Origin of the sequence: Metapseudomonas resinovorans DSM 21078, from assembly GCF_000423545.1 — a bacterium.
Classification (GTDB): domain Bacteria; phylum Pseudomonadota; class Gammaproteobacteria; order Pseudomonadales; family Pseudomonadaceae; genus Metapseudomonas; species Metapseudomonas resinovorans.
This window is the reverse complement of sequence record NZ_AUIE01000005.1, coordinates 167,130-188,046: the sequence shown is the minus strand read 5'-3', so window position 1 is coordinate 188,046 and position 20,917 is coordinate 167,130. Positions and strand designations below refer to the sequence as shown.

Sequence of the window (20,917 nt, the reverse complement as noted above, 5' to 3'; positions counted from 1 at the left end):
CCCGCGGGGCGGCCCTTGAATCGGGAATCGCCATGCAAAGCCGCACCATCCGGCGCTGGTCCCAGGTGCATACCTGGACCAGCCTGATCTGCACCCTCTTCCTGCTGATGCTGGCCCTTACCGGGCTCCCGCTGATCTTCCACCACGAGCTGGAGCACCTGCTGGGTGAAGCGCCCGAGCTGCGCGAAATGGCTCCTGGCACCCCGCACCTGGGTCTGCAGCAACTGGTGGATGCCGCCCAGCGCCACCGCCCTGGCGAGGTAGTGCAGTACCTGGGTTATGAGAAAGACGAGCCGAATGGCGTGGTCGCCATCACTGCCGCCACTGCCGGTACCGAGCCGAACGCCTCACACACCTTCATGCTCGATGCCCGCACTGGCGAGCCCGTGGCCATGCCAGCCGCCAACGGCGGCGTGCTGATGTTCATCCTGCGCCTGCACGTGGACATGTTCGCCGGGCTGCCGGGCAAGCTGCTGCTGGCGTTCATGGGCCTGCTGTTCGTAGTCGCCATCATCTCCGGCGTGGTGCTTTACTCGCCCTTCATGCGACGCCTCAAGTTCGCCGAAGTGCGTCACCAGCGCTCCACACGAACTCGCTGGCTGGACCTGCACAACCTCATCGGCATCGTCACCCTGACCTGGGCGTTGGTGGTGGGTGTCACCGGTGTCATCAGCGCCTGCGCCGACCTGTTGATCAGTGCCTGGCGACAGGACACGCTGACCGCCCTGGTAGAGCCTTACCGCAACGCACCTCCGCTGACTGAGCGTGCCCCCGTGGACAACGTGCTGACGATTGCCGCCGACGCACTGCCCGGCATGCAGGCGGATTTCATCGCCTTCCCCGGCACCCGTTTCTCAAGCGAGCACCACTACACGGTGTTCATGGTCGGCAGCACTCACCTGACTGCTCACCTGTGGACGCCAGTGCTGATCGACGCACGCACCCTGGCCGTCACAGCCGTCGCCCAACGCCCCTGGTACATGGATGCCCTTGCGATGTCGCAGCCGCTGCATTTCGGCGACTACGGCGGCCGCCCGATGCAACTGCTCTGGGCCGTGCTCGATGTGCTCACCATCATCGTGCTCGGCAGCGGGCTCTATCTCTGGTGGGTTCGCCAGCGACGCAGTACTGGACAGCGCTCATCCGAGGAAGCGACAGCATGAACTGGCGCCAATCCACCTTCGCCCTGCCCTCGATCATCGGCCTGCTTTGCGCCCTTGGCCTGTTCAGTGCCTTGCTCGGTGACGGCGGATGGGACGCCATCGCCTGGTTAGGCCTGGGCGCGCCAGCCGTGCTGGGCATCTGGCCGCTGCTGCGGCGCCCAATCCGCCGCAAGCGCTGAGCTGATTCGAGAAGTGCTAAAAGGCCCGCCCGGCATTGCCGGGCGGAATCCGCCAACACCAAGAGCCTAGAGCGGCTCGAACCGGCCGTCGGGCTACCTGCTGGAGCCACTCTGCGCGAACGGCAGGAGGGCATCGTCCACCGATGACACTTAGGCGTCGCCGTCGGCAAGCGTCGCGCCAAGCTGCGCCAGTTGCTCTCGCAGCCAGCGCAGGCCGGGTGCCAGTTCCTGCTGGCGGTGCCAGATCAGGCTCACCTGCACGGAGGGTGTCGCCACCGGAAGCGGCGCAATCTCCAGCGCGTAGATGGCCGCGAAGTGCTCCGCCAGCCGGCGCGGCACGGTGCCCAGCAGGTCGGACCGCGCCACGATGGGCGGGATCGCCAGGTAGTGGGGAACCTGAAGCCCCGCCCGGCGCTTGATCTTCGCCGAGCCCAGGACGATCTCCAGCGGCGAGCCACGGCCGGCTCGCGGCAATATCAGCACATGCTGGCTGCCCAGGTAGCGCTCGCGAGTGAGCCCTCCCGCGAAAGCCGGGTGCCCGGCCCGGCCGATCACCACCAGATTCTCCTCCATCAAGGGCTGGTAGCAGAGATCGGGGTTGTCGAAGTAGAGGTAGTCGATGGCCAGGTCCAGCTCGCCGGTCGCCAGCCGTGTCACCAGGCTTTGCGCCTCGTCGTCCTGCACCTCCAGCACCACCCGCGGCGCTTCGTGCCTCAGCTGCTCCAGCAACGCGGGCAGCAGCATGGCCTGGGCGTAGTCGTTCATCGACAGTCGAAAGCAGTGCTCGGCCTCCGGGTCGAACACTTCCTGGGCACCCAGCCCGAGCTGCAGCAGGTTAAGCGCCTGGCGCACTGGGGCGTAAAGCACCTGCGCGTGAGCGGTGGGTGACATGCCCCGAGCGGTACGCTTGAACAACGGCTCTCCCAGCTGGCTACGCAGCCGCGCCAGGGCATTGCTCACCGCGGGTTGACTCATGTGCAGACGCGTGGCGGCACGCGACAGGTTCTGCTCCTGCATCAGGGCGTCGAACACCAGCAGCAGGTTCAGGTCGATTCGGCGCAAATTCAGGTTCATGAATAATGCTCATTTCGACTATCCATTATCGGAATAAAGCATTCACCACTATGCTCCCCGGTATGTCAACAAGACTGCTGGAGCAGCCATGAGCCACGACACCCAGGCCTTTCGCGACCGCTATCGGGCGGGCATCCATCCCCTCTACAACGTCTGGCTGCATGGTGGCTTCGTGCTGCTTTACGGCGCGGCCTGCCTGCGTTTTTTCATTGGCAGCCTGGAGCACGTGGCGCCTTGGGAGTGGCTGGTGGTGCCGGCGGCCCTGGTGTTCTTCAGCTGGGGGGAGTACTCCATCCACAAGAACCTGGGCCATCACAAAACGCGCCTTGGCGCGATGTTCTACAAGCGCCACACGGGCGATCACCATAGCTTCTTCGTCGCCGGGCGCATGACCTGGGAATCGGCTCGGGACTGGCGGGTGATCCTCTTCCCCGCCTGGCTAATCGTCTTCTACAGCATCGGCCTGTTCGCGGCCTGGTGGCTGCTGTCCTTCATCAACAGCAACGTCGCTGCCCTCTTTTCGGCGACATTGCTGGCCGGATACCTGAGCTACGAGGTCTTCCACGCCTGCGAGCACTTGCCCGCCAACCACCCCATCTCGCGCCTGCCATGGATCCGCCACATGCGCCGGCTGCATGAACTGCACCACCGCCGCGACCTGATGCAGACCCACAACTTCAACCTGGTATTCCCGCTCATGGACTGGCTCAAGGGCAGCCTGTACTGGGAACCACTGGAACAGGAGAGCGCCATGACCCGAATGCAGCACGAAGTGGAAATCGCCCACGCCCCGGAATACGTCCTGGCCTACGCCAGCACCGCCACCCGCTGGCCGGAGTGGCACCCCTCCTCCCTGCACGTGGACGGGCCGGCCGGGCCGCTGCCGGCGGGCAGCCATTTCGAAGAAGACATCCACGCCGGCGGGCGCGCGGGGCATCTGAGCTGGGATGTGACCGAGTACAACCCCGGCCGGCTCTGGCGTGCCACCGCCAAAGGCACCCATGGACTGGAACTGGTGCTGACCTATGAATGCGAAAGCACCGGCAGCGGGACACGGTTCGTCCGCACCCTGGAGTACGGTTTCGCCGGGCTGGCCATGCAGATCGCGAACTGGCTGGTGATGCGCGGCAAGATCGACCGGGAATCGGCCGAATCCATGAAGCAGCTGAAGGAGATGGCCGAACGTGCCATCGAGGCGTCCCCGGCCCGCCAGCACGACCTGGTCTAAGTCGGAAACGCAGAAACGCAAACGCCGCTCGAATGAGCGGCGTTTTCGTTTAACTGGAGCGGGAAACGAGACTCGAACTCGCGACCCCGACCTTGGCAAGGTCGTGCTCTACCAACTGAGCTATTCCCGCGTACAACAGAAAGTGGCGTCCCCTAGGGGACTCGAACCCCTGTTACCGCCGTGAAAGGGCGGTGTCCTAGGCCACTAGACGAAGGGGACTGAAATTGGAGCGGGAAACGAGACTCGAACTCGCGACCCCGACCTTGGCAAGGTCGTGCTCTACCAACTGAGCTATTCCCGCATGCAACCTTTACAGCCTGCACCGTTTGGTGCGCCCCTCAACCCTTTCGGGCTTGGGTAAGCAAGACATTGGCCCTGCTTCTTGAATCTGGAGCGGGAAACGAGACTCGAACTCGCGACCCCGACCTTGGCAAGGTCGTGCTCTACCAACTGAGCTATTCCCGCATACAACTTTGAAAGTGGCGTCCCCTAGGGGACTCGAACCCCTGTTACCGCCGTGAAAGGGCGGTGTCCTAGGCCACTAGACGAAGGGGACGCGGCCCGGAGCTTACAACAGCTTTGACGCTTACTTCCGGCTTCGCTGCGTTGCCGTGGGCATCGCGTCGAAGTGGCGCGCATTCTAGGGAGGCTTTGAACACCCGTCAACCCTCTATCAAAAACTTTTTAAAATCAAAGACTTCTGCTCAAAATTTGATCCGCCTCTATGAGCGCTGGAGTCAAGCCTCTACACTCAGCCGCACCCCAATAAGCACGCCGGAGCCCCGAAGATGTCGCCACTCGTGATCACCCTGTTGATCGTTGTCGGTATCGTCATCCTTATCGCCATTGGCTACGTGAATCACCTGGTGGAGAACAGCAAGCTGGAGAAGGCCCGTCTCAAGGCCGACCTCACCGACCGTATCCGCCGCTGCGCCGACCTTTCCGAAACCCTCCCCGGCCAGATGGTCTCCCCCGATCTCAAGCTGTTGCTGACTCGCCTGCAGTTGCAGCTCAGCGAACGCCTGCTTCAAGTGGACAAGGGCGACAACGCTCTCAAGACACGTGTCGAGCAGCTTCGCGCGCTGGCCGGACAGGGCGAATCCATCCCGGTGAACAATCCGCCGCAAAAGATCCTCACCGAAGCCAAGGCCAAGGAAATCCGCTTCCAACTGGAAGGCCTCCACGGCCAGATCACCCGTGCCGCCCAGGATGGCCAACTGCCCGCCAATGATGCAAAGCACTGGGTCAAGGTAATCCGCGACATGCTCGTGCAGTTGCACGTGGAGTTCTTCACCAACCTCGGGCTCCAGGCCCTGCAAGAAAACCAGCCACGCCAGGCCCGCCTGGCCTTTGAGCGTGGCGTCCAGTACCTGCAGAAGCAACCTGACCCCGCCCGCTACCAGGATCGCTTGCAACAGATGAAGGCCCAGCTCGCCCGGGCCAATGCCCTTGTGCTGGAGAACGCCCAGCCCAGTGCCGACGAACCAAGCGAACTGACTGAAGGTCTGAAGTCACTGGATGACGACGACATCTGGAAGAAGAAGAACATCTACGACTGATCCGCTCAGATGAGGACCTCCCGATGAGCCTGACCCTCTATGGCGCCCCGCTCTCTCCTTTCGTGCGCAAGGTGCGTCTCTACTTGCTGGAAAAGGGCCTGGACTATCAGCTGGAGATCGTTTCGCCCTTCAGCCAGCCGGCCTGGTTTCGCGAACTGAGCCCCCTGGGCCGCATCCCGGCCCTGCGTGACGGCGACATCTCCCTCGCCGACTCGAGCGTGATCTGCCAGTACCTGGAAGAAAAACATCCCGAGCTCACCCCACTCTATGGCCGTGACGCCCAAGAAGGCGCACGGGTGCGCTGGCTAGAAAAATATTCCGACTATGAACTAGCGCCCCTGGCTACCTTCGGCGTGTTCCGCAACCGCACCCTGAAGCCATCCATGGGCCAGGCTTGTGACGAAGCCACGGTCCAGGCCGCACTGGTCGACAGGCTGCCGCCACACTTCGACTACCTGGAGAAGACCTTGGGCAACGCGGCGTACTTCGTCGGTGAGCGCCTCTCCATGGCCGACCTCGCCTTCGCCACCCAGATGATCAACATGGAACACGGCGGCGAGCGACTGGATGCCGAACGCTGGCCGCGCTTGGCCGCGCACTACGAACGCATCGCCGCACGGGAGTCAGTGCAGGCAGTATTGCCGGGAGAACAGAAGATCCTGGCCAAGCTGGCAGGCAGGGCCTGAAAACCCCGAATCCAGTGAACACGAAAAAGCCCGGACACGTCCGGGCTTTTTCATTGCGGTGCGGTCAGCAATCGGTCAGACGCAGAAAGATCGCCGCGAGCTGCTCGATTCCGGACTGGTCCTCTTCCTTGAAACGCGCCAGTTTTGGGCTGTCCAGGTCGAGCACACCAATCAGGCGACCATCCTTGACCAGAGGCACCACCAGCTCACTGTTGGAGGCGCTGTCGCAGGCGATATGGCCGGGGAATGCGTGCACATCCTCCACCCGCTGGGTTTCCAGGGTGCGCGCTGCGGCACCGCACACGCCCCTGCCGAAGGGGATACGCACGCAGGCCACCTTGCCCTGGAACGGACCGAGGACCAGCTCTTCATTGCGGTTGAGATAGAAACCCGCCCAGTTCAGGTCCGGCAACTCATTGAAGAGGAACGCGGAGAACTGCGCGCTGTTGGCGATGAAATCGCGCTCGTCAGCCAGCAGGGATTCCAGTTGGGCGGCCAACATGGAATAGCCGGAAAGGCCGGCGCCGGCCTGTTGCAGATCGATCATTTGGAAGACTCCAGCAAAGCGAGCCCGACCCAATGACGGGCGAACTGGTAGGCGCAGCGGCCGTTGCGATTGCCACGCCCCAAGGCCCAGCGAATCGCCAGCTTTTCCAATTCCTCGGACCATTCCCAGTTCAACGCGGCCGGCTCGGCCAGGACGCCGACCCAGTGACGTACCACAGCGAGGAAATGATCCTGGGTGAAGGGATAGAAGGACAACCAAAGGCCGAATCGGTCGGACAGGGCGATCTTGTCCTCCACAGCTTCGTTGGGGTGCAGCTCACCGTCGACCATCTGCCAGTGCTCGTTGTCGCTCTGCTTCTCGGGCACCAGATGACGGCGATTGGAGGTGGCGTAGAGCAGCACGTTGTCTGGAGCGCGTTCCAGGGAACCGTCCAACACGCTCTTCAGCACGCGATAGTCGCCCTCACCCGCCTCGAAGGATAGGTCGTCGCAAAACAGCACGAAGCGCTGCGGCAGGTTGGCCAGTTGCTCCACCACGCGCGGCAGGTCGGCCAGGTGGTCGCGCTCGATCTCGATCAGGCGCAGCCCCGCACCAGCGTGCTCAGCCAGCAGCGCGCGAACCAGTGAGGACTTGCCAGTACCACGGGCGCCCCAGAGCAGCGCATGGTTGGCCGGCAGGCCATCGACGAACTGACGGGTGTTGCCGGCCAGTTGTTCACGCTGCTTGTCGACGCCGATCAGATCCGCCAGGGACAGGTCCAGGCTCACGTCCAGAGGCTGCAGGTAGCCGCTGCGGCCATCGCGATGCCAGCGCGCCGCCAGGCTTTTCTGCCAATCGATGACCGGACGAGGCGCCGGCAACAGGGGTTCGAGGCGGGCCAGCACCGCATCGGCGCGCTCGAGAAACTCAAACAGACGGGAATCCACGTTCAACTCCTTGCTCAGCCGCAGTCACCAGGCGCTGTCGGCAGACCGGATAGGCTATGCTTGGCAAGCCCTCGGAACAAGGCCAATTCCCGCGCCCCCATGGATATTCCGCTGACACAACGGCTGTCGTTCAAGCAGGCCAGCCTGACGGTGCTGGTGGCCTTTCTACTCGGCACCGTACTCAGCGCCATCCAGGTCGCCAGCGACTATCTCAACGAGAACGAGACCATCGACCGGGAGATCAAGGCCCTTCTCGAAATCTCCCACAGCCCCGCCGCGCGTATCGCCTACAACATCGACGCCGAACTGGCCCAGGAACTCGTACTCGGCCTGTTGCGCTCGCCTGCGGTGATCCGCGCCGAAATCATCGACAACAACGGAGCCGTGCTGTCCAGCGTCAGCCGGCCACGTGCAGAGAGCGATTTCCGCATCTTCAGCGATTACCTGTTCGGTGAACGGCGCGAGTTCGAAGACCCGCTCTATATCGTCCACGCTCCCAATGAGACCCTTGGCGTACTGCGCCTGGAGGTGGACACCTTCGCCTTCGGCAACCACTTTCTGCGTCGCGCCATGATCACCCTGCTCAGCGGCTTCGTGCGCAGTCTGTTGCTCTCCCTGATCCTCCTGGTGCTCTTCTACAGCATGCTGACCAAGCCGCTGGTTGAACTGATCCGCGGCCTCAGCGAGCGCGACCCACGTGCCTCGCCGGATGCCAAACTGCCCTGCCCGCCCGGCCATGAGCAGGACGAGATCGGCGTGCTGGTGGAAGTCATCAACCGCCAACTGGCCAGCCTGGCCACCGAGATGCAGCAACGCCGGGAAGCGGACCAGCGGCTGAACCAGTATCTGGCCGAACTGGAGAACATCGTTTCAGCGCGCACCGCCGAGCTGAAGGCCGCCAATAGCCGCCTCAGCCGCTACAACCAGGAACTGGAGGTGGCGCGCGGCACCGCCCTGGAGATGGCAAAGGCCAGGGCCGCGTTCCTCGCCAACATGAGCCACGAAATCCGCACCCCGCTCAACGGCCTGCTGGGCATGCTCGACCTCGCGCTCGATGGCCCCCTGAACAACGAGCAACAGCGCCAGCTGCAGATCGCCCATGACTCTGGCAGCGTGCTCGTGGAATTGCTCAACGACATCCTCGACCTGTCCAAGTTCGAGGCAGGCCAACTGGAGCTGGAACAGATCCCCTTCGACCTGGGCACCCTGCTGGAAGACACGGCCAACCTGCTCTCGCAAAATGCCGCCCCCGGTGTCGAACTGACCTGTCTGATCGACCCTCGATTGCCATCGCTGGTGGTGGGCGACCCGACGCGAGTGCGCCAAGTGATCAGCAACCTGCTGTCCAACGCGCTCAAATTCACCCGCTCGGGCCGTGTCGACCTGCGCGCCGCGCCGAGCCCCGGCGGTGTGCTGATCACCGTTCGCGACACCGGCATCGGGATCTCCGCCGAAGCCTTGCCCAAGCTGTTCCAACCCTTCTCCCAGGGCAGTGCAGGCATCACCCGGCAATTCGGCGGCACCGGCCTCGGCCTGGCGCTCACCCGCCACCTCTGCGAAGCGATGCAAGGTGAGCTGGACGTCAAGTCCCAGGAAGGCCTCGGCAGCCTGTTCAGCGCCGAGCTACCGCTGGTGGAGCACAGCCCGCCGGAGCCGCGCGCGCAATTGAAAGGCAAGGCCATTGCACTGTGCGGAGCCAAGAGCGGCCTGGCCGAAATGCTGGGCATCTGGCTCCCGCTCTGGGGCCTGGAATTCGAGCGACGCGACCACGACGCCGACCTCAGTGATGCTCGAGCCGATGTGCTGATCAGCGACAGCCCGGATTGCCTGGAGAATGTGCGCCGTGCTGCCCAGGTGCCCATCCTGCTGGTGACAGGTTACGGCAGTTTCCTGCCTCCGCCGCGTGCAGCGACCCTGACGCCGCTGCATCAATTGGCCCGACCACTTTCTCGTGCAGCCCTCCATCAGGCGCTGCAACGGGTGCTGCTGAAACTCCCCGAGGCCACACCCGTTCCCGCGCCGGAAAGGACAGAGCCGCAGCAGCGACATGCGCGAGTGCTGCTCGTCGAAGACAACGCGGTGAACCAACTGGTAGCTAAGGGCATGCTGACCAAGCTGGGCTGCGAGGTGCTGCTGGCGGGCCACGGCGCCGAGGCGCTGAGCCGACTGGAGCAAACGGCCGTTGACCTGGTGCTGATGGACTGCAACATGCCAGTGATGGACGGTTACGAAGCCACCCGACGCATACGCCAGAGCGGGCGCTGGCCAGACCTGCCGATCATTGCCCTGACGGCCAATGCCCTACCGGACGAGCGCGAACGCTGCCGCGCCGCCGGCATGGACGACTACCTGGCCAAACCCTTCCGCCGCGAAGAGCTGGTGGCCCTGCTCGACACCTGGCTGCCGGCTACTCAGGCAACCCCATGAGCTGACCCAACAGCTCGCCAAGGCGCGCACGCAGTTCGGCCATTTCGTTGAGATCCAGACCACTGGCGCAGATCAGCTCATTGCGCAGCGGCACCACCTTGCTACGCAGGGCGGCACCTTCTTCCGTCAGCGCCAGGTGAACTTCGCGTTCGTCATGGGCGGCACGCTGGCGGCGCACCAGGCCGAGCTGCTCCAGACGTTTCAGTAAAGGCGTGAGCGTGCCGGAATCCAACAACAGACGCTCGCCCAGGGCCTTGACCGTGGGCTGCTCTGGCGGCCGCGCGTGCCACTCCCAGAGCACCAGCATGGCCAAATACTGCGGGTAGGTCAGGCCAAGCGGCTCCAGCAGCGGTCGATAGCCGCGGATCACCGCACGAGACGCTGCGTAGAGCTTGAAGCAGAGCTGATTGTCCAGCAGCAGCTCAGGTTCGATCATAGGGGTGGTCATTTCAGCAAGGCTTCGATCTCGGCGCTGATTTCTTCCGGCTTGGTGGTGGGCGCGAAGCGTTTGATCTGCCGGCCGTCCTGGCTGATCAGGAATTTGGTGAAGTTCCACTTGATGCCCTGGCTACCCAGCAGGCCTGGAGCGCGCTGCTTAAGCTGTACGTAGAGCGGATGGGCGCCGGCACCGTTCACATCGATCTTCTTGAACAGCGGGAAGCTGACGCCGAAGTTCAGTTCGCAGAACTCGCTGATCGCGCCCTCGTCACCCGGCTCCTGCTTGCCGAACTGGTTGCAGGGGAAGCCCAGCACGACCAGCCCCTTGTCCTTGTATTGCTGCCAGAGGCTCTCCAGCCCTTTGTACTGCGGGGTGAAGCCGCACTTGCTGGCGGTGTTGACCACCAGCAGAGCCTTGCCGCCGAAGTCCGAAAGGGTCTTCTGCTCGCCTTTGATGGTGGTCACGGGGATATCGAGAATCTTGTCGCTCATGGTCAGGGCCTGTGCAGGGAAGAGAACCGTTAAAAAATAGCTCTCAATTAAATTGCATGCAATTTAATTTACCTATAAAAAGGGCCCACCTTTCGGCGAGCCCTCTCGAATAGCCCGGTTCAGCCCGGTTCAGCGCGGTTCGAGCTTCAGCGATAGCGAGTTGATGCAATAGCGCAGGCCAGTGGGGCGCGGCCCATCGGGGAAGACATGCCCCAGGTGGGAATCGCAGCGGGCGCAGCGCACTTCGATACGGTGCATGCCGTGGCTGAAGTCCTCACGCTCGGCAATGACGCCCTCGCTCACCGGCTGGAAGTAGCTTGGCCAGCCGCTGCCGGAGTCGTACTTGGCGTCGGAGTCGAACAGTGCTTCCCCACAGCAGGAACAGTGGTAGATGCCCGGCGTCTTGGTGGCGTAGTACTCGCCGGTGAAGGCGCGCTCCGTGCCACCCAGGCGGCAGACGTGGAACTGGGCGTCGGAAAGCTCCTCGCGCCAGGTTTCAAGGGGTTTCTCAAGCTTGTCCATGGCAGTCCTCGAAAGGGGTAAAAAAGCCCGGTCCCGACCTTTTCGGGCCATCGGGCCGCACGTATCATGCGCGATTCATCAGACGCCAGTCTGGCAGCGGCGTTACAGGCTGCCAAGGCGCATCGATCCCCGTCGCCCCGGCGCGACTTTTTTCACCTCGGGACAGTAACGCATCATGCAGGTCAGCAAATCGAACAAGCTCGCCAACGTCTGCTACGACATCCGCGGACCGGTGCTCAAGCACGCCAAACGCCTGGAAGAGGAAGGCCACCGCATCCTCAAGCTGAACATCGGCAACCCGGCGCCGTTCGGTTTCGAAGCCCCGGAGGAAATCCTCCAGGACGTGATCCGCAACCTGCCCACCGCCCAGGGCTACAGCGACTCCAAGGGCCTGTTCAGTGCTCGCAAGGCGGTGATGCAGTACTACCAGCAGAAGCAGGTGGAAGGCGTCGGCATTGAAGACATCTACCTCGGTAACGGTGTGTCCGAGCTGATCGTGATGTGCATGCAGGCGCTGTTGAACAATGGCGACGAAGTCCTGATCCCGGCACCGGACTACCCGCTCTGGACCGCCTCGGTGAGCCTGGCCGGCGGCAAGCCGGTGCACTACCTGTGCGACGAGCAAGCCAATTGGTGGCCAGACCTGGAAGACATCAAGGCCAAGATCACCCCGAACACCAAGGCCATGGTGATCATCAACCCGAACAACCCCACGGGCGCCGTGTACTCCAAGGAAGTCCTGGAAGGCATGGTGGAGCTGGCACGCCAGCACAACCTGGTGATCTTCTCCGACGAGATCTACGACAAGATCCTCTACGACGAGGCCGTGCACATCTCCACCGCGTCGCTTGCGCCGGACGTGCTCTGCCTGACCTTCAACGGTCTCTCCAAGTCCTACCGCGTGGCCGGTTTCCGCTCCGGCTGGGTGGCCATTTCCGGCCCCAAACAGAAGGCCCAGAGCTATATCGAAGGCATCGACATCCTGGCCAACATGCGCCTGTGCGCCAACGTACCGAGCCAGCATGCGATCCAGACCGCACTCGGCGGCTACCAGAGCATCAACGACCTGGTGTTGCCTAACGGCCGCCTGCTGGAGCAGCGCAACCGTGCCTGGGAACTGCTCAACGACATCCCCGGCGTCAGCTGCGTGAAACCCATGGGTGCGCTCTACGCCTTCCCGAAGATCGATCCGAAGGTCTGCCCGATCCACAACGACGAAAAATTCGTCCTCGACCTTCTGCTCTCCGAAAAACTGCTGATCGTCCAGGGCACCGCCTTCAACTGGCCATGGCCGGACCACTTCCGCGTAGTGACGCTGCCCCGCGTCGACGACCTTGAGCAGGCCATCGGCCGCATCGGCAACTTCCTCAAGTCGTATCGCCAATAAACGCCCATGGATCTGCAGATCGACGACTTCTACAAGGACTGCGCCAGCGGCCTGCTGCAGCTGTATCAGGTCTTCCCGCGGCGCGTGGCGCTGTATGTGGAGGATCTGATCGGTCCGTCGGAACCGGATGAGTTCGGCCTGCCCAGCAAGCGCCACGAAAGCTGCCTGGGCGCACTCCTCTGGCTCGCGGACGAGGGCTACCTGCGCTTCGACAGCACCATCCACTTCGAGGCGCTGGACCAGGCAGTCCTGACCGAAAAAGGCTTTCTTCGGCTGTCCCGCGCGGTACCCGCCGAGCTGGCCAACCCGGAATCCCTGCCTCCCAGCATCCTGCGGGTCCAGGCCAGCCTGGCGCAGCAATTGCGCGGCGCCCTTCGCAACGCCGATAGCGAACGCCTCGTATGCCTGACTCGGCTAATCTTCGAAAGCAGAGCCGACGCCTCAGGCGACATAGTTTGAAATAGTCCCTGGTTGAATACGCCAGGGCCGCCCCTTATATACCCCGCATACCAAAACGCTTTCCGCCGTGAGGAGACTGTTCCAATCATGATGCGCATTCTGTTGTTCCTGGCCACAAACCTTGCAGTCCTGGTGATTGCCAGCATCACGCTGAAGCTGCTCGGGGTAGACCGCTTTACCGGCCAGAACTACGGCAGCCTGCTGGTCTACTGCGCCGTGTTCGGCTTTGCTGGCTCCCTGATTTCGCTGTTCATCTCCAAGTGGATGGCGAAGATGAGCACCGGCACCGAAATCATCACCCAGCCGCGTACCCGCCACGAGCAGTGGCTGCTGCAGACCGTCGAGCAACTGTCCCGCGAAGCGGGCATCAAGATGCCTGAGGTCGGCATTTTCCCGGCTTACGAGGCCAACGCCTTTGCGACCGGCTGGAACAAGAACGACGCACTGGTAGCCGTAAGCCAGGGCCTGCTGGAACGCTTCTCCCCTGACGAAGTGAAGGCCGTACTGGCCCACGAGATCGGCCACGTGGCCAATGGCGACATGGTCACCCTCGCGCTGGTCCAGGGCGTGGTGAACACCTTCGTGATGTTCTTCGCGCGCATCTTCGGCAACTTCGTCGACAAGGTGATCCTGAAGAACGAAGAAGGCCCGGGTATCGGCTACTTCGTCGCGACGATCTTCGCCGAACTGGTCCTGGGCATCCTCGCCAGCATCATCGTCATGTGGTTCTCGCGCCGCCGCGAATTCCGCGCTGACGAAGCCGGCGCCAACCTGGCCGGCACCAATGCGATGATCGGCGCCCTGCAGCGCCTGCGCGCCGAGCAAGGTGTGCCGGTGCAAATGCCCGACAGCCTGACCGCCTTCGGCATCAATGGCGGCCTGAAGCATGGCCTTGCCGGCCTGCTGATGAGCCACCCGCCGCTGGAAGACCGCATCGAAGCCCTGCGCCGCCGCGGCTGAAACGAATCACACTGACTTGGGCGGCCAACTGGCCGCCCTTTTTTTGCGCATTTGTAGCCGGCGATGCAGGGCCTTGATGGGTTTCGCTTCGCTCTACGCCATCCTACGGACCTCAACGCCAGACACATCCGCCCTGCCGCAGACGAATACCTCTCAGCGCCGTTTCAGGCGAAACACCGGTTCATGCAGACTATCCAGCCCGCGAGAGGCGAACTTCCAGTTTCTCTCCAGTACGTCGCAGCGCTCAAGCATGTCCACCTCCCAGCCGGCCTCCAAATGCCGGCGCACTTCGGCTTCGGGCACCGAGAACGGCGGCCCTTCCAGGCGCGCCTGCTCGTAGTCCAGCGTGACCATCAACCCTTCGCAACAGGCCGGCAGGATGCTTTGCAGATGAGCCACGTAGTCATCACGCATGGCAGGCGGCAGTGCGATCAGTGCAGCGCGATCGTAAAGCGCCTGGCACGGGGCGACATCAGCATGGGTGACGGCGAAGAAATCGCCCTGAAGAATCTCGATGGCACCCGCGCTGTAGCGGCGCAGCACGCCCTGTTGCGACACCTCGGGCACCAACCCCTGCTCGGCGAAGAAATCCTCCACCGCACGCTCGGCCAGTTCCACGCCCAGCACCCGATGGCCCTGCCCTGCCAACCAGACCAGATCCAGGGTCTTGCCACAGAGCGGCACCAGCACCTGGCACCCCTGCGGCAGTCCGAGGCGCGGCCAGTAACGCTCCAGATAAGAATTCACTTCGCGCTGGTGGAAGCCGATCTGGTTCTGCGACCAGCGCGCCTGCCAGAATTGCTCGTCCATGATTCCTCCATCAATTCGATCAAATAGCCCAATAATTTATGCTGGAAGTCGATATATCCAGCCCGGATGATGCCGGAATCCTACCGGAGGAAATCCGAAATGCTACCCAGCCTTTACATCTCCCACGGCTCCCCCATGCTCGCCCTTGAGCCCGGCGAAAGCGGCCCCGCGCTCAAGGCCCTGGCCGAGGCACTGCCACGCCCCCAAGCGATCCTGGTGGTTTCCGCACACTGGGAAAGCAGCCAGTTGCTGCTCAGCGGTAACGCACACCCGGAAACCTGGCACGACTTCCATGGGTTCCCGCCGCCACTCTACGCCGTGCAGTACCCGGCGCCCGGCGCGCCCGAACTGGCGGAGAAAATCGCTGGACTACTGACCGAGGCCGGCCTTCCCGCAGGCATCGACCCGGAACGCCCTTTTGATCACGGCACCTGGGTACCGCTGTCGTTGATGTATCCGCAGGCCGATGTACCCGTGATTCAATTATCCCTTCCCAGTCGACTCGGCCCGGCCTTCCAGACTCGCGTCGGCCAGGCTCTGTCCGGCCTGCGCCAACATGGCGTCTTGCTGGTCGGCTCCGGCAGTATCACCCACAACCTGGGCGAACTGGACTGGCATGCCGGCCCGGAAGTCGTCACGCCCTGGGCCAAGGAGTTTCGCGACTGGATGGTGGAGCGTCTTGAGGCCAACGACGAAGCCGCTCTACACGACTACCGCCGCCAGGCCCCCCATGCCGCGCGCAATCACCCACGGGACGAACACCTGCTACCGCTCTATTTCGCCCGAGGCGCCGGCGAACATTTCAGCCTGGTCCACAGAGGATTCACCCTGGGGGCGCTGGGGATGGATATCTACCGCTTCGATTGAGCAGCAACGACAGAGACTACCCAGCGACCGGGCACAAAAAAGCCTCGCAATGCGAGGCTTTTTCATTTACCGGGTGTATCAGTCTTCGCGATAGCGACGCAGCTTAAGCTGCTTACCCGCCACACGCGTGTCCTTCAGCTTGCCCAGCAGACGCTCGAGGCCCTCTTCCGGCAGCTCGATCAGACTGAAGGTTTCGCGGATCTGGATGCGACCGATGGCCTCTCGAGCAATACCGCCCTCATTGAGGATGGCGCCCAGCAGGTTCTTGGCGGCAATGCCGTCGCGGGTACCCAGGGCAGTGCGGCAGCGTACGCGGCCTTCTGCCAGCGGCATGGGCGCACGGCGCTCGCGGTATTCACCACGCTCACTGCGCTCACCGCCGTCACGCTCACGACGCTCGCGGGGCTGGGCGCTCGGCACCAGCGGCTGCTCACGCTCCACGTCGGCCAGGTTCAGCGCCTGGCCATTGGTGGCGCGCTGCAGCAGTGCGGCAGCCAGGGCACGCGGAGTGCAACCGATGTCGGTAACCAGGCGGTCCAGCAGATCGCCGTACTTGGCATCGGCGTCGGCCACCAGCGGGCTGAGGCTGTTAGTCAGCTTCTTGATGCGTGCATCCAGCACTTGCTGGGCGTTGGGCAGGCGCACCTCGGCCACCTTCTGGCCGGTCACACGCTCGATCACTTGCAGCATGCGACGCTCACGCGGGGTGACCAACAGCAGCGCGCGGCCATCGCGGCCGGCACGACCGGTACGGCCGATACGGTGCACGTAGGATTCCGGGTCGTACGGCATGTCCACGTTGAATACGTGGGTGATGCGCGGCACGTCGATACCACGGGCGGCCACGTCGGTGGCGACCACGATGTCCAGACGGCCATCCTTCAGGGACTCGATGACGCGCTCGCGCTGGTTCTGGGCGATGTCGCCGTTCAGTGCTGCGGCCTTGTAGCCCTTGGCCTCCAGCGCGCTGGCCAGGTCCAGGGTGGCCTGCTTGGTACGCACGAAAGCGATCAGCGCGTCGAATTCCTCGACTTCCAGCAGACGCAGCACAGCAGCAGTCTTCTGGTCAGCATGGACCATCAGGTGAGCCTGCTCGATGCGCGCGACGGTCTGGGTCTTGGCGGCGATCTTGACGTGCTGCGGGTTCCTCAGGTGACGCTCGGCGATCGAACGGATCGACGGCGGCAAGGTCGCGGAGAACAGCACGCTCTGGCGGCTTTCCGGGAGCGCTTCGAAGATCACTTCGAGGTCATCCATGAAGCCGAGCTTGAGCATTTCGTCCGCTTCGTCGAGCACCAGCTGCTGCACGGTAGCGAGCACTTTGTCGTCGCGACGCAGGTGGTCGCACAGACGGCCGGGGGTAGCCACGATCACCTGGGCGCCCTGGCGCAGGGCCTTGAGCTGCGGACCCATGGGCGCGCCGCCGTAGACGGCGACCACGTTCAGGCCGGGCATCTGCTTGGCGTAGGTTTCAAAAGCGGTGGCGACTTGCAGTGCGAGCTCGCGGGTCGGTGCCAGGATCAGCGCCTGCGGCTCTCGTTTGGCCGGATCGATGCGCGACAGGATCGGCAGCGCGAAGGCTGCAGTCTTGCCGGTACCGGTCTGGGCCTGGCCAATCATGTCGTGACCGGCGAGGATCACCGGAATCGATTGGGCCTGGATGGGGGACGGCTCTTCATAGCCAACCGCAGTAATTGCGGCCAGTACATTGGGATGAATGCCGAGCGCGGCGAAAGTGCCGAGTTCCTGGGTCATGGGTCTGCCTCGTGTGCATCCGCAAAGACCCTTGTTCCATGGCTGCACATGCCGTGAAGGACCTTGTGGGTCACCCTGGCAGCCTGGTAGAGAATTTGCGTGATCGCTTTATTGGGAATGGATGAAACGTCAAGGGTAGTCCGCACGGCGGACTTGCAGCCGAAGGCAAAGCGCCTCGGGGAAAACGCAGTACTTGATCGGGGCCGTCAGTTGGCCGGCGCGCATCATACAGGAAATTTCTGGCACGCGTGCAGCTTTTTCGACACCTTTTCTTCCTCCCCGCCAGACGGCGCAAGCCTATGGACAAGCCTGCAGCGCGGGTCTATATCCCACGTGCCCACCCGCCATTCCCACGAAGGAAAGCCATCCATGTCCACCAGCTCTGCCGGCTGCGTCAGCCGTGAAAAGCACGGCCATATCATGCTGATCGGCCTTGATCGAACGTCCAAACGCAATGCCTTCGACCAGGCGATGCTGGACGACCTGGTACTGGCCCTGGGCGAGTACGAACGGGACGACAATGTGCGCTGCGCGCTGATCTTTGCCCACGGAGAAAACTTCACCGCCGGGCTGGACCTGGCCAGTGTCGGTGACACCTTCAGGCAGGGCTGGCAGCTACCGACAGGCGCCATCGACCCCTGGGGCACCTTCGGCGGCCCACGCCTGACCAAGCCGCTGATGGTCGCGGTGCAAGGCTACTGCTACACCATCGGCATCGAATTGATGCTGGCGGCCGACATCAATCTCTGCGCCAGCAACACCCGGTTCGCCCAGATGGAAGTGCAGCGGGGCATTTTCCCCTTTGCCGGGGCCACCCTCCGCCTGCACCAGATAGCCGGCTGGGGCAACGCCATGCGCTGGCTGCTCACCGGAGACGAATTCGATGCCCACGAGGCGTATCGCCTGGGCCTGGTCCAGGAGGTTCTGGCCAGTGAGGACTTGCTGCCACGGGCCATCTGGCTGGCGGAACGGGTAGCCGCCCAGGCGCCCCTGGGGATCAGGGCCACCCTGGCTTCCGCCCACCAGACGCTGGATGAGGGGGAAAAGGCCGCCGCCGCAGCCCTTCCTGCCATGGCGCAGCAACTACTGAATACCGAGGATGCAAAGGAAGGTCTGCGGGCGATGCTGGAAAGGCGGGATGGGCACTTCAAGGGGAAATAGCCGGTTCCGCCGCAGGGGCGCGCTCTTTCGCCCCTACGGCGTTGTCACCCCGCCCACGCAAGCGCTCAACTCGCCGGCCGCACCACGTCCAGCAGCGACTGCAGCGAATAGCCCAGGCTTGGCGCCAGGGCATCAGCCTTGGCCTTGAGGGCCTCACGATCCAGCACCTGGTCCAGGTCGGCGGGCACGAAGAGCACCACGTTGCCCTCCTTCACCGGGCACTCCCAGTAATGACGATGGAAGAGTCCGCGCAGCAGGGCTGCGCCAAGCGGCTTGCCGTCTTCCGCGGCCCACTGGTTGATTACCAGCCAGCCTCCGGGACTGAGGCGTTTCTGGCAGGCCCCCAGGAAATTCCAGGCCAGGTGACCAACGCCTGGCCCCTGGTCGGTGTAGAGGTCGACGAAGATCAGGTCGGCAGGCTCAGTACTACCCAGCAGCTCCAGTGCATCGCCGATGCGTACGTAGAGGCGCGGGTCATCGGTCAGCCCCAGGTACTCCATCGCCAGGCGCGGTACGTCCGGACGCAGCTCGATCACTTCCACATCTTCCAGCGGCAGGAATTTCAGGCAGGCCTGGGTCAGGGTGCCGGCACCCAGGCCGAGGAACAGTGCGTTCTCCGGCGCCGGATGGCACAGCGCCCCAAGCAGCATGGCACGGGTGTAGTCGTACTCCAGCCAGGCGGGATCGGCGGTGAAGACGCAGCTCTGCTCGACCGCCTCACCAAACTCGAGGATGCGGTAGGGACCGACCTCGTAGACGCGGATCACGCCGAAATCATCATGCACTTCCGCGAGCAGGCGCTCCTCGGACATCAAGTCATCACTCCTTCAAGGCCGGCGCTGACAATTCGCACCAACCCGGCGCTACACCGGCGCCTATTGCCATTGAAGCCGGAGCCCATGCTCCCGGCATAATCCAGACCGCGCGCCCCAGGGGGCGAAAACCGCACAAGAATAACAGCGCAGAGGTCGAACCCAGCATGTACGCCATCATCGGCGCCGGCCCCATGGGCCTGTGCAGCGCCCGCCAGTTGCAGAAGTACGGTATTCCCTTCGTCGGCTTCGAGCTGCACGACAATGTGGGCGGACTCTGGGACATCGACAATCCCCACAGCACCATGTACGACTCCGCACACCTGATCTCCTCCAAGCACACCACCGAGTTCAGCGAGTTCCCCATGGCCAGCGAGGTGGCGCCCTATCCGCACCACAGCGAGATGTGCCGCTACTTCCGCGACTACGCCCGGCATTTCGGTCTCGACTCGCATTACCAGTTCAATACCCGCGTAGTCAGCCTGGAGCGCCAGGCCAAGGGCTGGAAGCTGACCAGCGAGCAGAACGGCCAGACCCGCGAATGGCAGTTCGACGGCGTACTCATCGCCAACGGCACCTTGCACAAACCCAATCGTCCTAACCTGCCCGGCCAGTTCGAGGGTGAACTGCTGCATTCGGCGGACTACCGTTCCCCCGCGATCTTCGAAGGCAAGCGCGTCCTGCTGGTGGGTTGCGGCAACTCGGCATGCGACATCGCCGTAGACGCCGTGCACCGCGCCCGCTCGGTGGACCTCTCGGTACGCCGCGGCTATTACTTCCTGCCCAAGTTCCTGCTGGGCCGCCCCATCGACACCTTCGGCGGTGCCATCCGCCTGCCGCGACCGCTCAAACAGCGCCTGGATGCCGCACTGGTGCGCGCACTGATCGGCAAACCCTCCGACTACGGCCTGCCGGACCCGGATTACAAGCTGTACGAATCCCATCCGGTGGTGAACTCCCTGGTCCTGCATCACCTCGGCCATGGCGATATCAAGCCGCGCCCGGACATCACCGGCGTAGACGGTCGCCGCGTGACCTTCAGCGACGGGCGTCAGGCCGAGTACGACCTGATCCTGCAGGCCACCGGCTACAAGCTGGACTACCCCTTCATCGAACGCAGCGAGCTGAACTGGCCTGAGCGCGCTGGCGCCCCGCAGCTTTACCTGAACATCTTCCATCCCGAGTACGACGACCTCTTCATGATGGGCATGGTCGAAGCCTCGGGCCTGGGTTGGCAGGGCCGCGCCGAACAGGCCGAACTGGTCGCCCTGTACATTCGCCAGCACCAGGCCGGCAGCCCGGCGGCCCGATCCTTCCAGCAACTCAAGCGCGAACGCGCCGCCCTGCGCCTGGACGGCGGCTACCAGTACCTGGAACTCGAACGCATGGCCTACTACGTACACAAGGACAGCTACCGCGCGAGCGTTGCCCGACACAGCGCCGAGCTGCGCAAGGAGCTGGCCTCCGGTGGCGAAGTCATGACTGCCCACGGTATGGCCTGACG

The 20,917-nt window shown here is 63.4% G+C and carries 21 protein-coding genes and 5 tRNA genes; 12 read left to right on the top strand and 14 right to left on the bottom strand.

Annotated elements, in window-relative coordinates; genetic code table 11:
* Positions 1-32 precede the first annotated feature (32 nt).
* The gene (locus G559_RS0105530) at positions 33-1,163 is read left to right on the top strand and encodes a PepSY-associated TM helix domain-containing protein (protein ID WP_028627287.1); all 1,131 of its coding nucleotides are present in this window, start codon (positions 33-35) and stop codon (positions 1,161-1,163) included.
* Positions 1,160-1,342 carry a hypothetical protein gene (locus G559_RS0105525; RefSeq protein ID WP_028627286.1) on the top strand — a complete coding sequence of 61 codons (183 nt, stop codon included), beginning with the start codon at positions 1,160-1,162 and terminating at the stop codon, positions 1,340-1,342. Before G559_RS0105530 ends, G559_RS0105525 begins: the two co-directional genes overlap by 4 nt.
* Before the next feature lie 150 nt (positions 1,343-1,492).
* On the opposite strand, the gene bsrA is transcribed toward G559_RS0105525, so the two are convergent.
* Positions 1,493-2,416: a LysR family transcriptional regulator BsrA gene (bsrA, locus tag G559_RS0105520; RefSeq protein WP_028627285.1), complete on the bottom strand. Its 924-nt coding sequence runs from the start codon at positions 2,414-2,416 to the stop codon at positions 1,493-1,495.
* An 88-nt stretch (positions 2,417-2,504) separates the two neighbouring features.
* Between bsrA and G559_RS0105515 the strand changes: the two genes are divergently transcribed.
* Complete coding sequence (locus tag G559_RS0105515) at positions 2,505-3,644, top strand: SRPBCC family protein (RefSeq protein ID WP_028627284.1); 1,140 nt, start codon at positions 2,505-2,507, stop codon at positions 3,642-3,644.
* 54 nt (positions 3,645-3,698) lie between these two features.
* Here the strand turns inward: G559_RS0105515 and G559_RS0105510 are convergent.
* From G559_RS0105510 to G559_RS0105490, 5 genes are all read right to left on the bottom strand, one after another.
* Positions 3,699-3,774, bottom strand: a tRNA-Gly gene (locus G559_RS0105510).
* 13 nt (positions 3,775-3,787) lie between these two features.
* Positions 3,788-3,863 (bottom strand) — tRNA-Glu (locus G559_RS0105505).
* Positions 3,864-3,869: 6 nt separating this feature from the next.
* Positions 3,870-3,945 (bottom strand) — tRNA-Gly (locus G559_RS0105500).
* Positions 3,946-4,033: 88 nt separating this feature from the next.
* Positions 4,034-4,109 (bottom strand) — tRNA-Gly (locus tag G559_RS0105495).
* Between the two features lie 15 nt (positions 4,110-4,124).
* Positions 4,125-4,200: transfer RNA gene (locus tag G559_RS0105490), tRNA-Glu, on the bottom strand.
* A 232-nt stretch (positions 4,201-4,432) separates the two neighbouring features.
* Here G559_RS0105490 and G559_RS0105485 point away from each other — a divergent pair.
* Both G559_RS0105485 and G559_RS0105480 read left to right on the top strand, forming a co-directional pair.
* On the top strand, positions 4,433-5,203 hold the full coding sequence (locus G559_RS0105485) for a hypothetical protein (protein WP_028627283.1): 771 nt from the start codon (positions 4,433-4,435) through the stop codon (positions 5,201-5,203).
* A 23-nt stretch (positions 5,204-5,226) separates the two neighbouring features.
* Positions 5,227-5,889 (top strand): glutathione S-transferase family protein, encoded by a 663-nt coding sequence (locus G559_RS0105480; RefSeq protein ID WP_028627282.1) that lies wholly within the window; start codon positions 5,227-5,229, stop codon positions 5,887-5,889.
* 64 nt (positions 5,890-5,953) lie between these two features.
* Here the strand turns inward: G559_RS0105480 and G559_RS0105475 are convergent, their stop codons facing one another.
* Positions 5,954-6,436: a GAF domain-containing protein gene (locus G559_RS0105475; protein WP_028627281.1), complete on the bottom strand. Its 483-nt coding sequence runs from the start codon at positions 6,434-6,436 to the stop codon at positions 5,954-5,956.
* A complete protein-coding gene (locus tag G559_RS0105470) occupies positions 6,433-7,323 on the bottom strand; it encodes an ATP-binding protein (protein ID WP_028627280.1) in 891 nt (296 codons plus the stop codon). Before G559_RS0105470 ends, G559_RS0105475 begins: the two co-directional genes overlap by 4 nt.
* Before the next feature lie 99 nt (positions 7,324-7,422).
* Between G559_RS0105470 and G559_RS0105465 the strand changes: the two genes are divergently transcribed.
* Positions 7,423-9,750 (top strand): response regulator, encoded by a 2,328-nt coding sequence (locus G559_RS0105465; protein ID WP_036996933.1) that lies wholly within the window; start codon positions 7,423-7,425, stop codon positions 9,748-9,750.
* On the opposite strand, the gene G559_RS0105460 is transcribed toward G559_RS0105465, so the two are convergent.
* The 3 genes from G559_RS0105460 to msrB all read right to left on the bottom strand — a co-directional run bounded on the left by G559_RS0105460 (position 9,731) and on the right by msrB (position 11,202).
* A complete protein-coding gene (locus G559_RS0105460; protein WP_028627278.1) occupies positions 9,731-10,198 on the bottom strand; it encodes a MarR family winged helix-turn-helix transcriptional regulator in 468 nt (155 codons plus the stop codon). The two genes, G559_RS0105465 and G559_RS0105460, sit on opposite strands and share 20 nt — an antisense overlap.
* Positions 10,195-10,680, bottom strand: a complete 486-nt coding sequence (locus G559_RS0105455) for a glutathione peroxidase (RefSeq protein WP_028627277.1) — start codon at positions 10,678-10,680, stop codon at positions 10,195-10,197. The genes G559_RS0105460 and G559_RS0105455 overlap by 4 nt, the downstream gene beginning before the upstream one ends.
* 129 nt (positions 10,681-10,809) lie before the next feature.
* Entirely contained in the window at positions 10,810-11,202 is a 393-nt protein-coding gene (gene msrB / locus G559_RS0105450; protein ID WP_028627276.1) for a peptide-methionine (R)-S-oxide reductase MsrB, read from the bottom strand.
* A 175-nt stretch (positions 11,203-11,377) separates the two neighbouring features.
* Here msrB and G559_RS0105445 point away from each other — a divergent pair, with 175 nt between their 5' ends.
* The 3 genes from G559_RS0105445 (at position 11,378) to htpX (ending at position 14,008) form a co-directional block, all read left to right on the top strand.
* Positions 11,378-12,589: a pyridoxal phosphate-dependent aminotransferase gene (locus G559_RS0105445; protein WP_028627275.1), complete on the top strand. Its 1,212-nt coding sequence runs from the start codon at positions 11,378-11,380 to the stop codon at positions 12,587-12,589.
* Between the two features lie 6 nt (positions 12,590-12,595).
* The gene (locus G559_RS0105440) at positions 12,596-13,048 is read left to right on the top strand and encodes a hypothetical protein (protein WP_028627274.1); all 453 of its coding nucleotides are present in this window, start codon (positions 12,596-12,598) and stop codon (positions 13,046-13,048) included.
* An 87-nt stretch (positions 13,049-13,135) separates the two neighbouring features.
* A complete protein-coding gene (htpX, locus tag G559_RS0105435) occupies positions 13,136-14,008 on the top strand; it encodes a protease HtpX (RefSeq protein ID WP_028627273.1) in 873 nt (290 codons plus the stop codon).
* 153 nt (positions 14,009-14,161) lie between these two features.
* Here the strand turns inward: htpX and G559_RS0105430 are convergent, their stop codons facing one another.
* Positions 14,162-14,818 (bottom strand): thiopurine S-methyltransferase, encoded by a 657-nt coding sequence (locus tag G559_RS0105430; protein ID WP_028627272.1) that lies wholly within the window; start codon positions 14,816-14,818, stop codon positions 14,162-14,164.
* A 99-nt stretch (positions 14,819-14,917) separates the two neighbouring features.
* Here G559_RS0105430 and G559_RS0105425 point away from each other — a divergent pair, with 99 nt between their 5' ends.
* On the top strand, positions 14,918-15,685 hold the full coding sequence (locus G559_RS0105425) for a DODA-type extradiol aromatic ring-opening family dioxygenase (RefSeq protein WP_028627271.1): 768 nt from the start codon (positions 14,918-14,920) through the stop codon (positions 15,683-15,685).
* A 78-nt stretch (positions 15,686-15,763) separates the two neighbouring features.
* Here G559_RS0105425 and G559_RS0105420 read toward each other — a convergent pair whose 3' ends face one another.
* Positions 15,764-17,440, bottom strand: a complete 1,677-nt coding sequence (locus tag G559_RS0105420; RefSeq protein WP_028627270.1) for a DEAD/DEAH box helicase — start codon at positions 17,438-17,440, stop codon at positions 15,764-15,766.
* A gap of 369 nt (positions 17,441-17,809) precedes the next feature.
* Here G559_RS0105420 and G559_RS0105415 point away from each other — a divergent pair, with 369 nt between their 5' ends.
* Positions 17,810-18,601, top strand: a complete 792-nt coding sequence (locus G559_RS0105415) for a crotonase/enoyl-CoA hydratase family protein (RefSeq protein WP_028627269.1) — start codon at positions 17,810-17,812, stop codon at positions 18,599-18,601.
* A 65-nt stretch (positions 18,602-18,666) separates the two neighbouring features.
* On the opposite strand, the gene G559_RS0105410 is transcribed toward G559_RS0105415, so the two are convergent.
* Positions 18,667-19,413 carry a spermidine synthase gene (locus G559_RS0105410; RefSeq protein WP_028627268.1) on the bottom strand — a complete coding sequence of 249 codons (747 nt, stop codon included), beginning with the start codon at positions 19,411-19,413 and terminating at the stop codon, positions 18,667-18,669.
* Between the two features lie 167 nt (positions 19,414-19,580).
* On the opposite strand from G559_RS0105410, the gene G559_RS0105405 reads away from it, so the two are divergent.
* Positions 19,581-20,915, top strand: a complete 1,335-nt coding sequence (locus tag G559_RS0105405) for a flavin-containing monooxygenase (protein ID WP_028627267.1) — start codon at positions 19,581-19,583, stop codon at positions 20,913-20,915.
* The last annotated feature ends 2 nt before the right edge of the window (positions 20,916-20,917 follow it).